The 18416-nt window shown below is 74.9% G+C and carries 16 protein-coding genes; 2 read left to right on the top strand and 14 right to left on the bottom strand.

The genetic code is table 11. The features are described from left to right. Positions 1-105 precede the first annotated feature (105 nt). The 5 genes from AB0G11_RS21720 to AB0G11_RS21700 form a co-directional block, all read right to left on the bottom strand. On the bottom strand, positions 106-2181 hold the full coding sequence (locus tag AB0G11_RS21720; RefSeq protein ID WP_357587679.1) for an MMPL family transporter: 2076 nt from the start codon (positions 2179-2181) through the stop codon (positions 106-108). A gap of 29 nt (positions 2182-2210) precedes the next feature. Next, positions 2211-2984: an ABC transporter permease gene (locus AB0G11_RS21715; RefSeq protein WP_219509722.1), complete on the bottom strand. Its 774-nt coding sequence runs from the start codon at positions 2982-2984 to the stop codon at positions 2211-2213. 28 nt (positions 2985-3012) lie between these two features. Then, positions 3013-4017 (bottom strand): ATP-binding cassette domain-containing protein, encoded by a 1005-nt coding sequence (locus AB0G11_RS21710; RefSeq protein ID WP_219509723.1) that lies wholly within the window; start codon positions 4015-4017, stop codon positions 3013-3015. A 100-nt stretch (positions 4018-4117) separates the two neighbouring features. Then, entirely contained in the window at positions 4118-4594 is a 477-nt protein-coding gene (locus AB0G11_RS21705; RefSeq protein ID WP_219509724.1) for a flavin reductase family protein, read from the bottom strand. Further along, the gene (locus tag AB0G11_RS21700; protein WP_219509726.1) at positions 4591-5592 is read right to left on the bottom strand and encodes a beta-ketoacyl-ACP synthase 3; all 1002 of its coding nucleotides are present in this window, start codon (positions 5590-5592) and stop codon (positions 4591-4593) included. Before AB0G11_RS21700 ends, AB0G11_RS21705 begins: the two co-directional genes overlap by 4 nt. A 140-nt stretch (positions 5593-5732) precedes the next feature. On the opposite strand from AB0G11_RS21700, the gene AB0G11_RS21695 reads away from it, so the two are divergent. Continuing rightward, positions 5733-5993, top strand: a complete 261-nt coding sequence (locus AB0G11_RS21695) for an acyl carrier protein (RefSeq protein ID WP_219509727.1) — start codon at positions 5733-5735, stop codon at positions 5991-5993. A 28-nt stretch (positions 5994-6021) separates the two neighbouring features. Continuing rightward, positions 6022-9171, top strand: coding sequence for a BTAD domain-containing putative transcriptional regulator (locus AB0G11_RS21690; RefSeq protein ID WP_357587677.1), 3150 nt, complete (start codon positions 6022-6024; stop codon positions 9169-9171). 129 nt (positions 9172-9300) lie between these two features. On the opposite strand, the gene AB0G11_RS21685 is transcribed toward AB0G11_RS21690, so the two are convergent. From AB0G11_RS21685 to AB0G11_RS21645, 9 genes are read right to left on the bottom strand one after another with little or no spacing between them, the layout of a single operon-like run. Next, the gene (locus AB0G11_RS21685; RefSeq protein WP_357587675.1) at positions 9301-11076 is read right to left on the bottom strand and encodes a biotin carboxylase N-terminal domain-containing protein; all 1776 of its coding nucleotides are present in this window, start codon (positions 11074-11076) and stop codon (positions 9301-9303) included. Continuing rightward, positions 11069-11251 (bottom strand): hypothetical protein, encoded by a 183-nt coding sequence (locus AB0G11_RS21680; RefSeq protein WP_357587674.1) that lies wholly within the window; start codon positions 11249-11251, stop codon positions 11069-11071. Before AB0G11_RS21680 ends, AB0G11_RS21685 begins: the two co-directional genes overlap by 8 nt. Continuing rightward, a complete protein-coding gene (locus AB0G11_RS21675) occupies positions 11251-12795 on the bottom strand; it encodes an acyl-CoA carboxylase subunit beta (protein WP_357587689.1) in 1545 nt (514 codons plus the stop codon). Before AB0G11_RS21675 ends, AB0G11_RS21680 begins: the two co-directional genes overlap by 1 nt. Before the next feature lie 50 nt (positions 12796-12845). Next, positions 12846-14366 carry an FAD-dependent monooxygenase gene (locus tag AB0G11_RS21670; protein ID WP_357587672.1) on the bottom strand — a complete coding sequence of 507 codons (1521 nt, stop codon included), beginning with the start codon at positions 14364-14366 and terminating at the stop codon, positions 12846-12848. Positions 14367-14383: 17 nt separating this feature from the next. After that, on the bottom strand, positions 14384-14989 hold the full coding sequence (locus AB0G11_RS21665; RefSeq protein WP_357587670.1) for a malonic semialdehyde reductase: 606 nt from the start codon (positions 14987-14989) through the stop codon (positions 14384-14386). Further along, complete coding sequence (locus tag AB0G11_RS21660; protein WP_357587668.1) at positions 14982-16562, bottom strand: FAD-dependent monooxygenase; 1581 nt, start codon at positions 16560-16562, stop codon at positions 14982-14984. The genes AB0G11_RS21665 and AB0G11_RS21660 overlap by 8 nt, the downstream gene beginning before the upstream one ends. After that, on the bottom strand, positions 16559-17158 hold the full coding sequence (locus tag AB0G11_RS21655; protein ID WP_357587666.1) for a 2OG-Fe dioxygenase family protein: 600 nt from the start codon (positions 17156-17158) through the stop codon (positions 16559-16561). Before AB0G11_RS21655 ends, AB0G11_RS21660 begins: the two co-directional genes overlap by 4 nt. Further along, positions 17158-17910 carry a cyclase family protein gene (locus AB0G11_RS21650; protein WP_219509736.1) on the bottom strand — a complete coding sequence of 251 codons (753 nt, stop codon included), beginning with the start codon at positions 17908-17910 and terminating at the stop codon, positions 17158-17160. The genes AB0G11_RS21655 and AB0G11_RS21650 overlap by 1 nt, the downstream gene beginning before the upstream one ends. Further along, a complete protein-coding gene (locus AB0G11_RS21645; RefSeq protein WP_357587664.1) occupies positions 17907-18395 on the bottom strand; it encodes an aromatase/cyclase in 489 nt (162 codons plus the stop codon). The genes AB0G11_RS21650 and AB0G11_RS21645 overlap by 4 nt, the downstream gene beginning before the upstream one ends. Positions 18396-18416: the final 21 nt, after the last annotated feature.

Below are 18416 nucleotides of genomic sequence, written 5' to 3'. Positions count from 1 at the left end.
GCCCCGGGCGCCTCGCCCCGCCCGGCGCCTCGACCGTGCTTCAATCTCCCCACCCCCCCCCCCCGGGGCCCCGGGGGGGCCCCCCGGGCGCCCCCACCGGCCCGGTCACCGGGTGCCGACGGGGCTCTCCGCCGGCGCCGGGCTCCCGGACGCGGGGACGGGCAGCCTCGGCCACCAGACCCGCCAGTCCAGCAGCAGCGCCACCCCCGGCACCAGCACCGAGCGCACCAGCAGCGTGTCGAGCAGCACGCCGAACGCCACCAGCAGGCCGAGCTCGATCATGAACACGAGCGGCAAAGTCGCCATCGCGCCGAACGTCGCGGCCAGCACCACGCCCGCCGACGTGATCACGCCGCCGGTCGTCACCAGGGCCCGGACCACCCCGCGCGGCGTGCCGATCCGCGCGCTCTCCTCCCGCGCCCTGGTCATCAGGAAGATGTTGTAGTCCACGCCCAGCGCCACCAGGAACAGGAACCCGAGCACGACCAGCGTGGGATCCAGCCCCGGCAGGCCGAGCACCTGGACGAACACGAACGTCATCACGCCCAGCGCCGCCGCGAACGAGACCACCACCGTGGCGATCAGCACCAGCGGCGCCACCACCGAGCGCAGCAGCAGGCCCAGCACCAGCGACACCACGAGGAGGATGAGCGGGATCAGCCTGCGCTCGTCGGCGGCGGCGGCCTTGATCGTGTCGAGGTTCTGCGCGCTCGGCCCGCCCACCCGGGCGCTCGGGTCGACCGCCGCGATCCGGGCGCGGAGCGTCTCGATGGCGGCGTACTCCGGCGGGGTGTCCGGCTTGTGCCGCAGGAGCACCGCGAACTCGGTCAGCCCGTTGCCGAGCTGGCCCTTGGTGATCTGCGAGACGCCCGGCGTGGACTGCGCGGCGGCCCGCAGCCGGTCGCCCGTCTCCGCCTTGCCGATCACGATGAGCGGCTGCCCGCCGAGGTCGGGGAAGTGCGCGGGGATCTGCTGCAGCCCGCTGATCGACTCCGGCTTGTTGACGAACTGGTCCATCTGGCGCAGCGGGCTCGCCGGGGTCAGCAGGCCCAGCGCCATGACGCCGAGCACCAGCAGCGACCCGGCAACGGCGGTCACCCGGCGGCGCGCCACCGCCTCGCCCAGCCGCGACCACAGGCTGGACGCGCTCTGCCCCGGGTCGCCCAGGCGCGGGATCCTCGGCCAGAACGCGGGCCGCCGCAGCAGCACCAGCACCGCGGGGAACAGCGTCAGCATCGCGGCGAGCGCGCTCAGGATCGCCACCGTGGCGACCGGGCCGAGCCCCTTGAGGCTGTTCATGTCGGCCGCGAGCAGGCACAGCAGCCCGGCGATCACGGTCGCGGCGGAGGCGACGACGGCCGGGGCGCTGCGCCGCAGCGCGGTGCCCATGGCCGACAGCGGCTCGTCCTGGAGGCGCAGCTCCTCCCGGTAGCGGGCGACGATCAGCAGCGCGTAGTCGGTCGCCACCCCGAACACCAGGATGATGAGGATCGCCGAGTTCTGGTCGCTGACCGTCAGCCCGAACGCCTCCACCAGCAGGTACGCGCCAGCCTGGGAGAGCACCACGGCCGCGCCCGCGCACAGCAGCGGGACGAGCCACAGCAGCGGGCTGCGGTAGGTCAGCACCAGGATCAGGGCCACCACGATCGTGGCCGCGATCAGCAGGCTCTCGTCGATGCCGTCGAAGACCGTGTCGATGTCGGCCTCGATCCCGCCGGGGCCCGACACCTTCACGTCCAGGCCGGCGGGCCGCTCGGCCACGACGGCGCGCATGCCGTCGATGTAGGTCGCGGGCGCGCCCCGCTCCGACGGGACGGACGCGATGGTGAACGCCGCCTTCCCGTCGGGCGACAGGTCCACCTTGCCCTCGTTCGGCGGGGGCACGCCCGGCTTGCCGAACCGGGCGATCAACGTGTCGAGATGCCGCTTGACCGTGTCCTTGTCCTCCTGGGTGAGCCCGCTGTCGCGCACGTACACGATCAGGAACTCGTAGTCCTGGCCGCGCGGGAGCCGCGTCTCCAGCGCGGTCACCTGCGTCGACTGGGCGCTGGACGGCAGATAGTCCACGACGCTGTCGCTCTTGACGCCGTCGAGCCTGGCCGCCAGCGGCAGGGCGCCCGCGACCAGGGCCGCCCAGATAACGATCATCACCCAGGGCAGTGCCTTGCGGGTGCGGTTCATCGGTGGAACTCCTTCGTCGGTGACGCCGGTCATCCGGACCTGCGCCGGAACCGGTGGATGGCGAGCGGCGCGAAGAGCGCGGTCAGGGCGGCGATCCACACGGCCGACCACATCAGCGGCCGGGCCACCTCCCCGCCGAGCAGCAGCCCGCGCATGGTGTCGGCGACCGACGTGACCGGGTTGAGGTTCACCCAGACCTGCAGCCAGCCGGGCATGGTCTCCGTCGGCACGAACAGGTTGCCGGTGAAGGCCAGCGGAAGAATGATCAGGAACGCGAACTCCGACGCGCTCTCCGCCGCGCGCACGGTCAGCCCCAGCAGCGCCGACCCCCACGACATGGCGAAGCCGAAGCACAGCAGCACCACGACCGCCGCGAGCGTCTCCAGGACGCCGGTCCGGATGCGGAAGCCCAGCAGCATGCCGACGACCATCAGGACGACGATGGACAGCAGGTAGCGGACCATCTCGCCGAGGATCGCCCCGGTCAGCGGGGAGAAGCGGGCGATCGGCAGGCTGCGGAACCGGTCGTAGACGCCCTTCTTGAAGTCGGTGCCGAGCGCGGTGCCCAGCCGCATCGTGGCGAACAGCGTGGCCTGCACGAGCATGCCCGGCAGCGCGAACTGCAGGTAGTCGCGCCAGTCGCCCTTGATCGCGCCGCCGAACACGAACGTGAACAGCAGCACGATCACGATGGGCTGGACGACCAGCTCGATGATCTCCTCGGGGTTGGTCTTCAGGTGCAGCAGGCTGCGCCGGGTCAGCGTCAGCGTCTCGCGCGCGCCGGCGACGGGAACGGTGGTCATCGGGACTCCTCGGTGGATGCGGGCCGGCTCACGGCTCGGCGCGACCGGCGGCGGCCTCGCGCGCGGCGGCGGCCGTGCCCGCCGGGCTCGCCGGGCTCGTCGTGGCCGCGCGGTGCCCGGTCAGGGTCAGGAACACCTCGTCCAGGCTCGGCCGCCGCAACGCCAGCTCGGCCACCTGGACGTCGGCCAGGTCGAGCCTGAGGACCACGGCCCGCAGCACGTCCGGGTCGGCGACGGGCACGCTCACCCGCCGGTCCTCGACCGTGGCCGGGCCGCGCGCGATCTCGCCGAGGATCGTGGCGACCTCCCCGAGGTCCCGCTCGTTCGCCGGCCACACCTCCAGCACCTGGCCGCCGATCTTGCTCTTCAGCTCGAACGGGGTGCCGTCGGCGATGACGCGGCCGTGGTCGAACACCACGATCCGGTCGGCGAGCTGGTCGGCCTCCTCCAGGTACTGGGTGGTCAGCAGCACCGTCGTGCCGTCGGCCACCAGGGCGCGGATCACGTCCCAGAGACCGTCGCGCGCCGCCGGGTCCAGGCCCGTCGTCGGCTCGTCCAGGAACAGCACCTGCGGCCGGCCGATGAGGCTCGCGGCCAGGTCGAGCTTGCGCCGCATGCCGCCCGAGTACGTCCCCGCCGCCCGCCTGGCCGCCTCCGTCAGGCCGAACTGCTCCAGCAGCTCGAAGCTGCGCAGCCGCGCGGTCTCCCTCGGCAGGCCGAGCAGCCGGCCGATGACCAGCAGGTTGTCCAGGCCGCTGATGATCTCGTCCACGGCCGCGTACTGGCCCGTCAGGCCGATGACCTTCCGCACCTTCGCGGCCTGCCTGACCACGTCGAACCCGCCAACCTCGGCGACGCCGCCGTCCGGGCGGGTCAGCGTGGCCAGGATGCGGACGGCCGTGGTCTTGCCGGCGCCGTTCGGGCCGAGCACGCCCAGCACCTCACCCGCTCGCGCGGCGAAGCTCACGCCGTCGAGCGCGCGCGTGGAACCGTACCGTTTGCCGAGGTCGTCGGCCCGGATGGCGTAGGTCATGGCCACCTCCTTACGTGTGTGGGTGTGATCTGAGACGAGGATCGTCGGCGGCCCTGTCCCCGCCCGCACCCCGTGCTGTCCCGGGGCTGTCCCGGTCCTGTTACGGCGAGCCGAGCCGGTGGAAGGCGCGGTTGAAGTAGATGAGCGGATCGCCGTGGCGGAAGCGCACCCAGGTGACCCGGCCCAGCAGGAGCATGTGGTCACCGGCGTCGTAGCGGTCCTCGATCGCGCACTCGACCACGCACATCGCCGCCTCGACCGCCGGCAGCCCGGCCGGGGTCTCGCGGGCGACGCCGGAGCCGAACTTGTCCGCGGCGGTGTTGGCGAAGCGCAGCGCCACCTCGTCCTGGCCGTCGCGCAGCATGCTGACGGCGAAGCTCTCGCACGCGGCGAAGACCGGGTAGCAGTTGGCCGACTGGGCCAGGCACACCAGCAGCAGCGGCGGGCTGAGCGAGACCGAGCAGAAGGACGTGGCGGTGAACCCGTACGGCTCGCCGTCCCCGCCGACGGTGGTGACCACGGTCACGCCGCTGGCGTAGGCGGCCATGGCCGAGCGGAAGGCGTCTGACGAGGTCATGGAAGGTGCACGACCTGTCCGGCATAGTTGAGCCCGGCGCCGAACCCCATGAGCAGCGCCGCGTCACCGGACGCCGCCCGCCCCGAGCGCAGCAGCGCTTCCATGGCCAGCGGGATGGACGCCGCCGAGGTGTTGCCGCTGACGACCACGTCGTCGGCGACCGCGACGTGGTCCGGCAGGCCGATCCTGGCCGCCAGGATCTCGATCATGCGCAGGTTCGCCTGGTGCGGGACGAACGCGGCCAGGTCACCCGGGGCCAGCCCGGCCAGCTCCAGCGCCCGCCGCCCGGCGGGCACCGCGTGCTCCACCGCCCACCGGAAGACGCGCCGGCCGTCCATCTTCATCCTCGGCGGCGGCAGCGTCGGGTCGGCGCGGAAGGCGCCCCACCCGGTGTTCATGCGCAGCGCGTCCCGCGACGACCCGTCCGCGCCGCGCACCACCGGGCCGATCCCCGGCGCCGCCGACGGCCCCACCACGACCGCGCCCGCGCCGTCGGCGAACAGGAACGCGATGCCCCGATCAGTGGGGTCGACGATGTCGGTCATCCGCTCCACCCCGGCGACCAGCACGTACCTGGCCTGCCGGGTCGAGACCATGTCACCCGCGATCGCCAGCGCGTGACAGAACCCCGCGCACGCCGCCGACACGTCGAACCCCGCCGAGCCCGTCGCCCCCAGGTCGGCCGCCACCGTGACGGCCAGGGGCGGCGTCTGCACCAGGTTCGACATGCTGGCCACGATCACGCAGTCGACCTCGCCCGCCCCGACGCCCGCGTGCCGCAGCGCCGACCGGGACGCCGACACCGCCATCACCGCGAGCGTCTCGTCCTTCTCGGCGAAGCGGCGGCTGCGGATGCCGGAGCGGGTCTCGATCCACTCCTCCGTCGAGTCGATCCACTCGCAGATCTCCTTGTTGCTGACCACGCGTCGCGGCCGGTGGACGCCCACCCCGAGAATCCGGCTGTGCGTCCGCGGTGCCGCCAGAAGCTGGCTGGTCATGGCAGTCTCGGACCTCCTTGCGTCGGTGTCGGGCGCATGCTCGCGAGCTCCGGTGGAGGGCAGATCGAGGACCGCTGGAGGAAGCCCGCCTCCAGCCCGTCTCCAGAGGTTCTCCAGCGCCGCCCGTCAGCCTGGCCGGCATGACGGAGTTCACCTTCGACGACCTGAAGCGCGTCGTCAGCACCTGCCTCGGCACCACGGAGGCGGCCGACCTCACCCCCGAGTCCGCCGACACTCCCTTCGAGGAGCTCGGCCTGGACTCGCTGGCCCGGTACGAGGTGGCCACGGTGCTCCAGGAGCAGCTCGGCCTGCCCATCCCCGACGAGGACATCGACCGCATGCTCTCCCCCCGGCAGACGCTGACGTACGTGAACGAAAGGCTGGCCGCCGCCGCGTCCTGACCGATCGGCGGTGTCCTAGAGTCGCCCTGTGGAGTTTCGGATCCTGGGTCCGCTCGAAGTGCGGCGCGACGGCCAGCTGATCGAGGTCAGAGGCGCCCGGCTCCGGGCGCTGCTCGTCGTCCTCGGCCTCAATGTCGGCCAGGTGGTCCCGGCCGACCGGCTGATCGCCGAGCTGTGGGCCGACGGGGCGCCGGTCGACGCCGTCAACGCGCTGCACTCCCTGGTGTCGCGGCTGCGCTCGGCCGTCGGCCGCGACACGATCGACTCCCGGCTCGGCGGCTACGTGCTGGCGGCCGACCCCGACGACGTCGACGTGCGCCGCTTCGAGCGGCTGGCCGCCGCCGGGCAGGCCGCGCTCGCCGCGCAGGACCACTCCACCGCCGCCGACCTGCTCGGCCGGGCCCTGGAGCTGTGGCGCGGCCCCGCGCTCCTCGACGTCGCCGACGCCATGTTCGCCCAGGGCACGATCGCCCGGCTGGAGGAGCTGCGGCTGTCGGCCACCAAGGACCGGATCGAGGCCGACCTCGCGCTCGGCCGACACGCGACGCTGCTGCCCGAGATGGAGGCGCTCGTCGCCGCCCACCCGCTGGACGAGCGGCTGCGCGCCCTCCAGATGCGCGCCCTGTACGCCGCCGACCGCCAGGTCACCGCGCTGGAGGTCTACGAGCAGACCAAGCAGGCGCTGGCCGACGAGCTCGGCATCGACCCCTCGCCCGAGCTGGAGACCACCTACCTGGCCGTGCTCCGGCGCGACCCCCTCGTCCGCGGCCGCCGCCAGGAGCGGCGCACCAACCTGCGGGCGGCGCTCACCTCGTTCGTCGGCCGCGACGCCGAGGTCGAGCTCGTCGAACGCTGCCTGGCCGAGCACCGGCTGACCACGCTCGTCGGGCCGGGCGGCGCCGGCAAGACCCGGCTGGCCCAGGAGGTCGGCGCGCGGGCCGTCCCCCGCATGCGCGACGGCGTCTGGCTGGTGGAGCTGGCCGCGCTCACCGACCCGGCCGACCTCCCGCAGGCCGTCGCCTCCGTCCTGCACCCGACCGAGGGCATCCTGCTGACCGGCGCGCGCGACGGCGAGCCGCCCGCCGTCGGCATCGGCCACCTCGTCTCCATGCTGGCCTCCCGCCAGCTCCTGATCGTGCTCGACAACTGCGAGCACCTGATCGACGACGTGGCCCGGCTCGCCGAGACGCTGCTCGGCTCCTGCCCCGGGCTGCGGCTGCTGGCCACCAGCCGCGAGTCGCTGAACATCGCGGGCGAGCGGCTCGCCCCGGTGCCGCCGCTCACCGTCCCGCCCGAGGTCACCGGCCCGCCGGGCGCGCTCGCCGCCCCCGCCGTGCGGCTGTTCGCCGACCGCGCCCTGGCCGTCCTGCCCGGCTTCGCCGTCACCGAGGACAACGTCGACGACGTCGTACGGGTGTGCCGCAGGCTCGACGGGATGCCGCTGGCCATCGAACTGGCGGCGGCCCAGATGCGCGTCCTGTCGGTCGACCAGCTCGCCGAACGCCTCGACGACCGCTTCCGGCTCCTCGTCGGCGGCAGCCGCACCGCCTTCCCCCGCCACCAGACGCTGCGCGCCGTCGTCGACTGGAGCTGGGAACGGCTGGAGCCCGCCGAACGGGCGCTGCTGCGCAGGCTGGCGGTGTTCGCGGGCGGCGCCACCCTCGAATCCGCCGAGCGGGTCGCGGGCGCCGACGTGTTACCGCCGCTCGGCGCCCTGGTCGACAAGTCGCTGCTGCACGTGTCCCGCGAGCCCGCCGGCGTCCGCTACCGCATGCTGGAGACCGTACGCCTCTACGCCCTCGAACGCCTGGAGGAGTCCGGCGAGCGCGAACGGCTGCGACGGGCGCACGCCACCCACTTCACCGAGGTCGCCGAACGCGCCGAGCCCGGCCTGCGCGGCCCCCGCCAGCTCGCCCTGCTGGCCCGCCTGACCGCCGAGCACGACAACCTGCGGGCCGCGCTGCGCCAGGCCATCGAGACCGGCGACGCCGCCACCGCCGTGCGGCTGGTGGCCGCGCTCGGCTGGTACTGGCGGCTGACCGGCTCACGCGGCGAGGGCGCCGAATGGACCAGGCAGGCCCTGGCCGCCGGGAAGGACGCGCCGCCCCGCGCCACCGTGCTCGCCCTCCTGCTCGGCGGCCTCGACGCCGGCCGCGAGCTGGCCGGGCGGGCTCGCGCCGCCGTCGCCGCCTGGCGCAACGAGGGCGAGCCCGGCGGCCACCCCTACCTCACGCTCGTGGAGCCCGCCCTGGCCATCGCCATGAAGGAGCCGCCGGGCCGCATCGTGGCGCTCGCCTCACGCCACACCGGCGACCCCGACCCGTGGACCAGGGCCACCGCGCTGCTGTGGCGCGGGCTGCGCCGCCTGGACGACGCCGACGAGCAGGCCGACGCCGACCTCGCGGCGGCGCTGGAGGCGTTCCGGGCCGCGGGCGACCGGTGGGGCATGGCCTCCGCGCTGCGCGCGACCGCCGAGATCGCCTCCGTACGCGGCGAGTACGCCCGCGCGCGGGCCGCCTACGCCGACGCGCTGCGGCTGTCCGACGAGCTCGGCGCCCGCCACGAGCGCCCCGCGCTGCTCTACCACCTGGCGGCGATCCAGCTGGAGAGCGGCGACCCCGACGCCGGGCTGGCCTGCCTGAGCGAGGCCCGGGAGATCGCCGAGGAGCTGGGGCAGCCCGCCACCGTCGCCGGGGTGCACCTGCTGCTGGGCAACCTGGCCCGCCGCGAGGGCGACCTCGCCCGGGCGCGCGACGAGCTGGCCGCCGCCCTCGCCATCGTCGACGGCAGCGGGCTCGACCTCATGGAGCTGCGCTCGCTCGTGATGACCTCCCTCGGCCTGCTGCACGCCCGCGAAGGGCTGCTGGAGCAGGCCGAGGAGTCGCACGGCCGGGCCCTGAGCGCCGCCGTGGGCAGCGCCGACGTGCCGATGATCGGCGCCGTGCTGGTCGGGTGCGCCGACCTGGCCGCCCGGCGCGGCGCCCCCGAGCGGGCGGCCGTGCTGCTCGGCGGGGCCGCCGCCATGGCGCCCGGCCCCGGGCTGTCGCGCCACGACCTGTCCGCCGTCATGCGCGTCGCCGCCGACCGGCTCGGCCGCCCCGCCTTCGACCGCCTCTACTCCCAGGGCCGCACCATGGACCGCGAGGAACTCATCGCCTACGGCCGCGCCACCCTCTGACCGCCCGGCCCTTTCCGGAAACGCGCGTCCCTGTCCTCTCCGGGGGCTCGCGCGTACCCGCCCTCCGGTTGCCCCCACAGAGGGAGCGTGTCCCGTACGGGACGGAAGGGGCGTACGCGGAGGAAGGGGTCAGGGGACGATCTCGCAGAGGACCGCGCCGCCCGCGACGGTCTGGCCCACCTCGGCGGCCAGCCCGCGGACCACGCCCGCCTGGTGCGCGGTGAGCGCCTGCTCCATCTTCATGGCCTCCAGGATGACCACCCCGTCGCCCTCCCGCACCGAGGCGCCGTCGGCGACGAGCACCCGGACGACCGTCCCCTGCATGGGGCTGACCAGCGCGTCCCCACCCGCAACCGGCTTGCGCGCGGGCCTGCGGCGCTTCGGCTCGCCCGGCCGCGCCTGGACGGCGGGCGCGGCGGCGGACGGGACGGCGGGCGGGACGGTCAGTCCGGCGGGCAGCGACACCGCCACGCGCTGCCCGGCCACCTCGACCGTGAGCCGGTCGCGCGGCGCGGGCGCCGCCTGCTCGGGCGCGGCCTCGTACGGCGGGATCAGGTTCACGAACTCCGTCTCGATCCACCGCGTGTGCACCCCGAACGGCGCCGCCGGATCGGCCGGGGCGAACGCCTCGTCGTCCAGCACCGCCCGGTGGAACGGCAGCACGGTCGGCATGCCCCCGATCTCGCACTGCGCCAGCGCCCGCCGCGCCCGCGCCAGCGCCTCCGCCCGGTCGCGGCCGGTGACCACCACCTTGGCCACGAGCGAGTCGAACGCGCCGGGCACGGTCATCCCCTCGTCGTAGCCGGGATCGACGCGCACCCCCGGGCCGGTGGGCAGCCGCAGCCGGGTCAGGGTGCCCGGCGCGGGCAGGAAGCCGCGGCCCGGGTCCTCGGCGTTGATCCGGAACTCGATCGAGTGCCCGTGCGGGACCGGGTCGCCGTGCTCCAGCCGCCCGCCGGCCGCGATGCGGAACTGCTCGCGGACCAGGTCGACGCCGGAGACCTCCTCGGTCACCGGATGCTCCACCTGAAGGCGCGTGTTGACCTCCAGGAACGTGACCGTCCCGTCCGCGCCGAGCAGGAACTCGCAGGTGCCGGCGCCGACGTACCCGGCCGCGCGCAGGATCGCCCGCGACGCGGCGGTGACCGACCCGGCCTGGGCGGGGGTCAGGAACGGCGCGGGCGCCTCCTCCACCAGCTTCTGGTGACGCCGCTGGAGCGTGCAGTCGCGGGTGGAGACCACCACGACCGTGCCGTCGGCGTCGGCCAGGCACTGGGTCTCCACGTGCCGGGGCCGGTCCAGGTAGCGCTCGGCGAAGCACTCGCCGCGCCCGAACGCCGCAGCCGCCTCCCGCACCGCGGACTCGTACAGCTCCGGGATCTCCTCCAGCGTCCTGGCCACCTTCATGCCGCGTCCGCCGCCCCCGTGCGCCGCCTTGATCGCGACCGGCAGCCCGTGCTCGCGGGCGAACGCGACCACCTCGGCGGCGCCGGACACCGGGCCGGGCGTGCCGGGCACGAGCGGCGCGCCCACCTCGCGGGCGATGCGGCGGGCGCTCACCTTGTCGCCCAGCAGCGTGATCGCCGACGGCGGCGGGCCGATCCACGTCAGGCCCGCGTCGAGGACGGCCTGCGCGAAGCCGGCGTTCTCGGCGAGGAAGCCGTAGCCGGGGTGGACCGCGTCCGCGCCGGCCCGCAGCGCCACGCCGATCAGGCGATCGGCGTCCAGGTACGTCTCGGCGGGCGTCCGGCCGCCCAGGGCGTAGGCCTCGTCGGCCACCCGGACGTGCAGCGCGTCGAGATCCTGCTCGGCGTAGACCGCGACGCTGGCGAGCCGGGCGTCGCGGCAGGCGTGGGCCACCCGCACAGCGATCTCGCCCCGGTTGGCGATGAGCACCTTACGCACGTGTTCTCCATGATCGTGGTGAGCGGTAGCCGGTCTCCCAGGCCCGCGGGACGGGCCGCCGGGCGGCGGCGGGTCCGGCGGGCGGGGCCGGGCTGCAGGCGACGAGCGCGACGATCAGGGCGGCGAGCTCCTCGTCGGTGAGCTCGGCGCCCTCCACCTGGATCGCGCCCGCCATCAGAACGGCGGGTTCCCGTGCTTGCGCGACGGCAGCGGCTGATGCTTGGCCGCCAGCATCTCCAGCGAGCGGATGAGCGTGCGCCGCGTGTCGGCCGGGCTCACCACGTCGTCCACCAGGCCCCGCTCGGCCGCGTAGTAGGGGTGCATCAGCTCCCGCTTGTACTCGGCGATCCGCTCGGCGCGCACCGCCTGCGGGTCGGCGGCGGCGGCGATCTCCCTGCGGAAGATCACGTTCGCCGCGCCCTCCGCGCCCATGACCGCGATCTCGTTGGTCGGCCAGGCGTACGACAGGTCCGCGCCGATCGAGCGGGAGTCCATGACGATGTACGCGCCGCCGTACGCCTTGCGCAGGATGAGCTGGACGCGCGGCACGGTGGCGTTGCAGTAGGCGTACAGCAGCTTGGCGCCGTGGCGGATGATGCCGCCGTGCTCCTGCTCGACCCCGGGCAGGAAGCCGGGCACGTCCACGAGCGTGACGAGCGGGATGTTGAAGGCGTCGCAGGTCTGGACGAAACGGGCGGCCTTCGCCGAGGCGTCGATGTCCAGCGCGCCCGCGAAGGACGCGGGCTGGCTGGCCACCACGCCCGCGACCCGGCCGCCGAGGCGGGCGAAGGCGCAGATGACGTTGGTGGCCCAGCCGGCGTGCACCTCCAGGAAGTCGCCGTGGTCGACGATCTCCTCGATGACGTCGCGCATGTCGTACGCCCGGCCGGGGTCGGCGGGCACCAGGTCGAGCAGCCGGTCGTTGCGCCGGTCGGCCGGGTCCTCCGGAAGCTGCTCGGGCGGCAGCTCGCGGTTGTTGGACGGCAGGAACGCGAGCAGGTCGCGCACCGTGGCCAGGCACTCCTCCTCGTCGTCGCAGGCGAAGGCCGCCACGCCGGAGACGCCCGCGTGCACGTCGGCGCCGCCGAGCTCGGCGTGGGTCACGCTGGCCCCGGTCACGGCCTCCACCACGTCGGGGCCGGTGATGAACATCTGGGCGATGTCGCGCACCATGAACGTGAAGTCGGTCAGCGCGGGGGAGTAGGCGGCCCCGCCCGCGCACGGCCCCATGATCACGCTGATCTGCGGCACCACCCCGGACATTCGGGCGTTGCGCTGAAATATCCCGCCATATCCGGCGAGGGCGGTGACGCCCTCCTGGATCCGCGCCCCGGCCCCGTCACAGAGCCCGACCAGCGGCGCGCCCGCCGCCTCGGCCAGGTCCATCAGCTTGTGGATCTTCTGCGCGTGCGCCTCGCCGAGCGCGCCCCCGAACATGCGGAAGTCGTGCGCGTAGGCGAAGACCGTGCGCCCGTGCACCTGGCCCCAGCCCGTCACCACGCCGTCGGAGTACGGGCGCTTGGCCTCCATGCCGAACCCGCGTGCCCGGTGCCGCCGCAGCGGCTCCACCTCGGTGAAGGAGTCCTTGTCGAAGAGCAGGTCGATGCGCTCGCGCACGGTCAGCTTGCCCTTGCGGCGCTGCAGGCCGGTCTCCCGGTCGCCGGGCCCCTCCAGCACCCGCGCCTTCAGCCGGGCCAGCTCGGCGTCCCGCTCCCGCATGCTCCCGTCCGCGCGCCCAGCCGGTCCGCCGGGCCGTTCGTCGAGTGCCGTCATCCCGTCTCCCCCTCCCCGAACCAGGTGCGCAGCGCCCCGGTGAGCGCCTCCGCGCGGTACGCCGCCCCCTGCGGCAGCACCCAGGCCACGCAGCCGTCGGGCCTGAGCAGCATCGCGTCCACCCCGTCCACCTTGGCCCGCGCGGTGACGGTCCCGACGCGGGCCGACCAGGGCGCGATCCCGGCGCGCACCTCGGCCCTCCCGGCCAGGTCCAGCAGCAGCCCCCGCCCCCGGCCCAGCCGGTCGCGCAGCGTGGTGGCCGCTCCAGCAACCGCGCCGTCCAGCGGCAGGTCCGGGCAGAGGGTGCCGGCCAGCGGATGGTCGTCGCCCACGGCGTAACGGACCGACTGGCCGGTCTTCATGTCGACGATGCGCCGGGTGACCGGCTCCAGGCCGGTGAACTCGGCGAACAGCTCGCGCAGCGCCCGGCTCTGCGGGTCGGGCCGCATGAGCGCGGCCTGGGCGCGGGTGTTGTCCAGCAGCCCGGCGGCCACCGGGTGCCGCTCGGCCGTGTAGGTGTCCAGCAGCCCTGCGGGAGCCCAGCCGTGGACCTGGGCGGCCAGCTTCCAGCCCAGGTTCGCGGCGTCCGCCAGGCCGACGTTGAGCCCCTGGCCGCCGAACGGCGCGTATACGTGCGCGGCGTCGCCCGCCAGCAGCACCCGGCCCCGGCGGTAGGTGGTGGCCTGCCGCGCCTCGTCGGTGTAGACGAACCCGGACAGCAGCTCGTCGATGACCACCTCGACCCCGCTCACCCGGCGCACGCTGGCCTCCAGGTCCGCGAGCGTGAGCGGCGCCGCCGGATCGGCGGGCGGGCCGTCGAACTCGACCGACGCCACCCGGTCGGCGCCGAACCCGGCGAAGACGAACACGCCGCGCTCGGTGTGGTGGAAGCCGCGCGGCAGCGCCCGCCTGGCCTCCTCCGACAGCCGTACGACGCCGTCGCGGCCGGTCAGGCTGCCCGGCGTGCCCGCGAAGCCGAAGCCCGCCAGCTCGCGCACGGTGCTGCGCCCGCCGTCGCAGCCGGCCAGGTAGGCGCAGCGCAGCCGCAGCGCCCCGGCCGGGGTGGCCACGTCCACGCTCACGCCGTCGCCGTCCTGGGACAGGCCGGTGACCTCGTGCTCGCGGCGCACGTCCACGCCCAGGCTCCTGGCGTGCCGGGCGAGGATGTCCTCCAGCGCCGGCTGGTCGACGCGGACCCGGCGGCGGTCGGGGTCGGAGGCGAGCGACGGGTCGAGGAAGATCCCGCCGAAGTGCTCGCGCGGGCCGCCCGGCTTGCCGGTGAGCCGCAGGTCGCGCTCGTTCGCGGCCTCCTCGGCGGCGCGCAGCTCCGCGCCCAGGCCCAGCCCGCGCACCGCCTCGGCCGCCAGCGGGCCCATCGAGCCGGCCTTGACCGCCCGCTCGGGCCGGGCCCGCCGCTCCAGCACGAGCACCGCCACCCCGGCGGCGCGCAGCTCGCAGGCGAGCATGAGCCCGACCGGGCCGCCGCCCGCCACGACCACGTCGAAGTCGTTGGTCATCTCAGCTCCTCAATCGTCTAGATCACGGTCACGGCGTCGTCGAACTCCAGCCTCGGCAGCCGGGGCGGCGGCGTGCCCGGCACGGGCCTGCCCAGGTTCAGTACGGCCAGCGTGGTGTGCCTGCCGTCGCCGAAGAACTCCTTGTCGAGCCCGCCGGGGTCGAAGCCCATCGTGGGCGCCGCCGCCAGCCCGGCGGCGCGCACGCCGAGGATCAGGTACGCGATCTGCAGGGCCGCGTTGAAGCGGGCCGACTCCTCGCGCACGCGCGGGTCCTCGAACAGGCGCGCCGCGTCCGGCCGGCCGGGGAACAGCTCCGGCAGCCGCTCGTGGAAGCACAGGTCGGCGGCCAGCAGCGCGGTCAGCGGGGCCGCCGCCGTCCTGGCCCTGCCGGGCCCGGACATCCACCGGACCGCGTTCGCCCTGGCCTCGGCCGAGCGCAGGAGCACGATCCGCAGCGGCTGCTGGTTCATCGAGGTGGGCCCGTACCGGACCAGGTCGTAGACGGCCCGGACCAGGTCGTCGCCGACGGGCTCGCCGGTGAACACATCGACCGTGCGGGCCTCGCGGAACAGCAGGTCCTGCGCGGCCCGGTCGAGCAGCAGCCCGAAGGCGTCCTCACCCATCGCCGAACCACCTGGCCAGGGCCGAGGGCAGCCCCTCGTACGGGCGCCCGTCACCGGCCGGCAGCACCCAGGCCACGCAGCCGTCGGGCCTGACCAGCGCCGCGTCGATCCCGTCGAGCCCGGCCCCGGCGGTGACGACCGCGACCCGGTCGGCCCACGGCGCCGCCGCGGCGCGCACCTCGGCGCGGTCCGCCTGGTCGAGCAGGACGCCCCGGCCCCGGCCCAGGTGGTCGAAGAGCCGCTTGCCCGTCGACAGCTCCAGGTCCGGCAGCAGCGTCCCGGCCAGCGGATGCTCCCCGCCCAGGTCGTAGCGGACGGACAGGCCGGTCACCATGTCGAAGACGCGCCGGTTGACCACGTCGAGGCCGAGCACGCCCGCGAACAGCTCGCGCAGCGCCCGGCTCTGCGGGTCCGGCCGCATGAGCGCCGTCTGGGCGCGGGTGTTGTCCAGGAGCCGCGCCGCCACCGGGTGCCGCTCGGCCGTGTAGGAGTCCAGCAGCCCCTCCGGGGCCCGTCCCTGGACCTGCGCGGCCAGCTTCCAGCCCAGGTTGGCGGCGTCGACCAGGCCGACGTTGAGCCCCTGGCCGCCGAACGGCGGGTGCACGTGCGCGGAGTCTCCCGCCAGCAGCACCCGGCCCAGCCGGTACGTGGCCGCCTGCCGGGTGTGGTCGGTGAAGCGGACGCCGGACAGGAGCCGGTCGATGGCCGCCTCGGTCCCGCTCACCCGGCGCACGCTCTCCTGGAGCTCCTCGGCGGTCAGCGGCGCGTCGCGGTCCTGCGGCGGGCCGCCGAACTCCACGGTCGCCACCCGGTTGGCGCCGAAGGCGGCGAACAGGTAGCCGCCCCGCTCGGTCAGGTTGAAGCCCGGCCGCAGCCCGCCCGCGCCGGCCATGCGGACCAGGCCCTGCCTGCCGGTGAGGGTCGGGTCGGTGCCGTCGAAGGCGAAACCGGCCAGCTTGCGCACGGTGCTGCGGCCGCCGTCGCAGCCGGCCAGGTAGGCGCAGCGCAGCCGCAGCTCGCCGCCCGGGGTGGCGACCTCGACGCTCACGCCGTCGCCGTCCTGGGACAGGCCGGTGACCGTGTGCTCGTGCCGCACGTCCACGCCGAGCCGGCCGGCGTGCTCGGCGAGGATGCGGTGCAGGGTGAGCTGGTCCACCCGGACCCGGCGGCGGCCGGGGTCGGACGACAGCGCCGCGTCGAGGGGCAGCCCGGCGAAGTGCTCCGGCGGCCCCGCGTGCCCCGGCGCCCGCCCCCCGGGAGCTCCCGGCGGGCCACCCCCCGGTGGGCCACCGCCCGGCCGTCCGGCCGGGGCGGCGGACAGGAGCTTGGCCAGCATCTCCTCGTCGCGCCTGATCGCCTCGGCCTCGGCCTCCATCAGCGCCTCGCCCAGCCCGAGCCGGGCGACGGCCTCGGCCGCCAGCGGCCCGATGATGCCCGCCTTCGGCATCGGGTCCGGCTCGGGGTCGCGTTCGAGGACGAGCACCGTCACGCCCGCCGAGCGCAGCTCGCAGGCCAGCATCATCCCCACGGGCCCCGCGCCCGCGATCACCACCTCGTGGAAGCCCCCGGTCATGACCGCCCCTCGCCGTCCGTGCGGGTCAGCGACACGACGAGCACGTCCCGCTGCGCCCGGCCCCCCGCCTTGGGGGTGAACGGCGTGCAGTGGTGGGTCAGCGCCCGGTCGTCGAGCAGCAGCGTCTCGCCCGGGTTCAGGCGGCGCTCGAAGACCAGCGAGGTCTCGTCCTCGGCGGTGGCCAGCATGTGCACGGCCCCGTTGACGTTCTCCTCTGCGACGACGGTGACGAGCACGTGGTCGCCGCCGCCCTGGTGGAAGCCTTGGGACGGGTGCGCGTTCTGCCGGTCGTCGGCGTAGTTGCGGACCTGGAAGACGGTCAGCGCGAACTCCTCGCCCGGCAGCCACGCGCGCACGCGCGGGTCGCCGACCTGGGCGGCGACGAAGTTGCGCACCGCGGCCCCCAGCGGGTCGTACGGCGAGCCGCCGTCGCCCTCGTGCCAGGTGACGGCGGTGCCCTTGACCTGGCCGGTGCCGGTCGCGACGTGGCGGACCACCTCGTCGTCCTTGAAGCCGACGTTGGCCGACAGGCCGGAGAAGCTCGCCACGAGCCCTTCGGTGATCTTGTCGATGCTGCTGAACGTGCGATGGAACATCAGCTCTCCTCCATGATGGCGACCACCCGGGTCCAGCCGGCTCCCGCGCCCGCGATCGACACCGGGAAGCACGAGACGTCGAACCCGGTGGCGGCGGGCAGCGTCCCGAGCCCGGCCAGCTTCTCCAGCTGCAGATACTCCTTGCGCCGCCCGTAGACGTGGGCGGGCCACAGGCACGCCTTGTCCCCGGTGCGCTTGTAGTCCTCGACCATCGCGCGCATCGGCCGGTCCAGCCCCCACGCGTCGATGCCGATGACCCGCACGCCGCTCTCGACCAGGAACTCGGTGCCCTCGCCGGACAGCCCGGCGTAGTCGGTCAGGTAGCGGGCGCTGCCCCACAGCGCGTCGGCGCCGGTCCACAGCAGCACGATGTCGCCGGGGGCGAGCCGGTGCCCGGCCGCGTCGAGCGCCGCCGTGAGCCGTTCGACGGTGACGGCCTCGCCCGAGGGCACGTCGCGCACGTCCAGGCGGACGCCGGGCCCGTGACACCACTCCAGCGGCACCTGGTCGATGCTCCTGGCGGGCCGGCCCGCCGTCAGCGGGCCGTAGTGCAGCGGCGCGTCCATGTGCGTGCCGGTGTGGGTGGTCAGCGTGACCGTCTCGTTGGAGATGGCCATCCCGTCGGGGAAGTCCTCGGGGCTCAGCCCGAGGACGATCGCGCCCGTACGGTGGTCGAGCAGGTCCACCGTCACCGGCGTGGCCTCGCTCGGCGTGTCGCGGGTGGCGACGCTCAGGTCGTAGAACCGCTTCACGCGACCGCGCCGGCGGCGAGCCGCTCGGCCTCCGACTTGACCGCGCCGAGGTCGGCCACGCTGTTGCGCTCGACGGCCGCGCGCAGCATCGTGTCGGCCTCCTCCGGCGTGAACCGGCCCGCGACCTTGCCGCCGACCGGCTCGCGCGCCTCGTAGTCGTGCGTCAGCACGAGCTGCGTGCGGTCCTCCCCGAACGGGAAGGCCCGCCACTCGCCGCCCATCCGCCCGACGATCGGCGCGGTCTCCAGCTGCCGGTAGGCGATGACGCGCCGCCCGGCGTCGATGTCCCTGCGCGACACCCAGGTCGCAAGCTCCCCGCTGACGTCCACCAGGAACCGGGCGATCTGGTACGTGTCGTCGCCCTCCAGGATCGTGACCTCCTGGGTGGGCGGGAAGATCCTGGCGTACCCCTCCACGTCGACCAGCAGGTCCCAGACGACGCTGACGGGGGCGTCCACGGTCACGGTGTGCTCGGCGTACGGCATGGCGCTTCCTCCTTCGCTGGG

The sequence above is a fragment of the Nonomuraea sp. NPDC023979 genome (genome assembly GCF_040639085.1).
GTDB classification, from domain to species: Bacteria; Actinomycetota; Actinomycetes; order Streptosporangiales; family Streptosporangiaceae; genus Nonomuraea; species Nonomuraea ceibae.
This window is presented reverse-complemented; position numbering and strand designations above follow the sequence as displayed.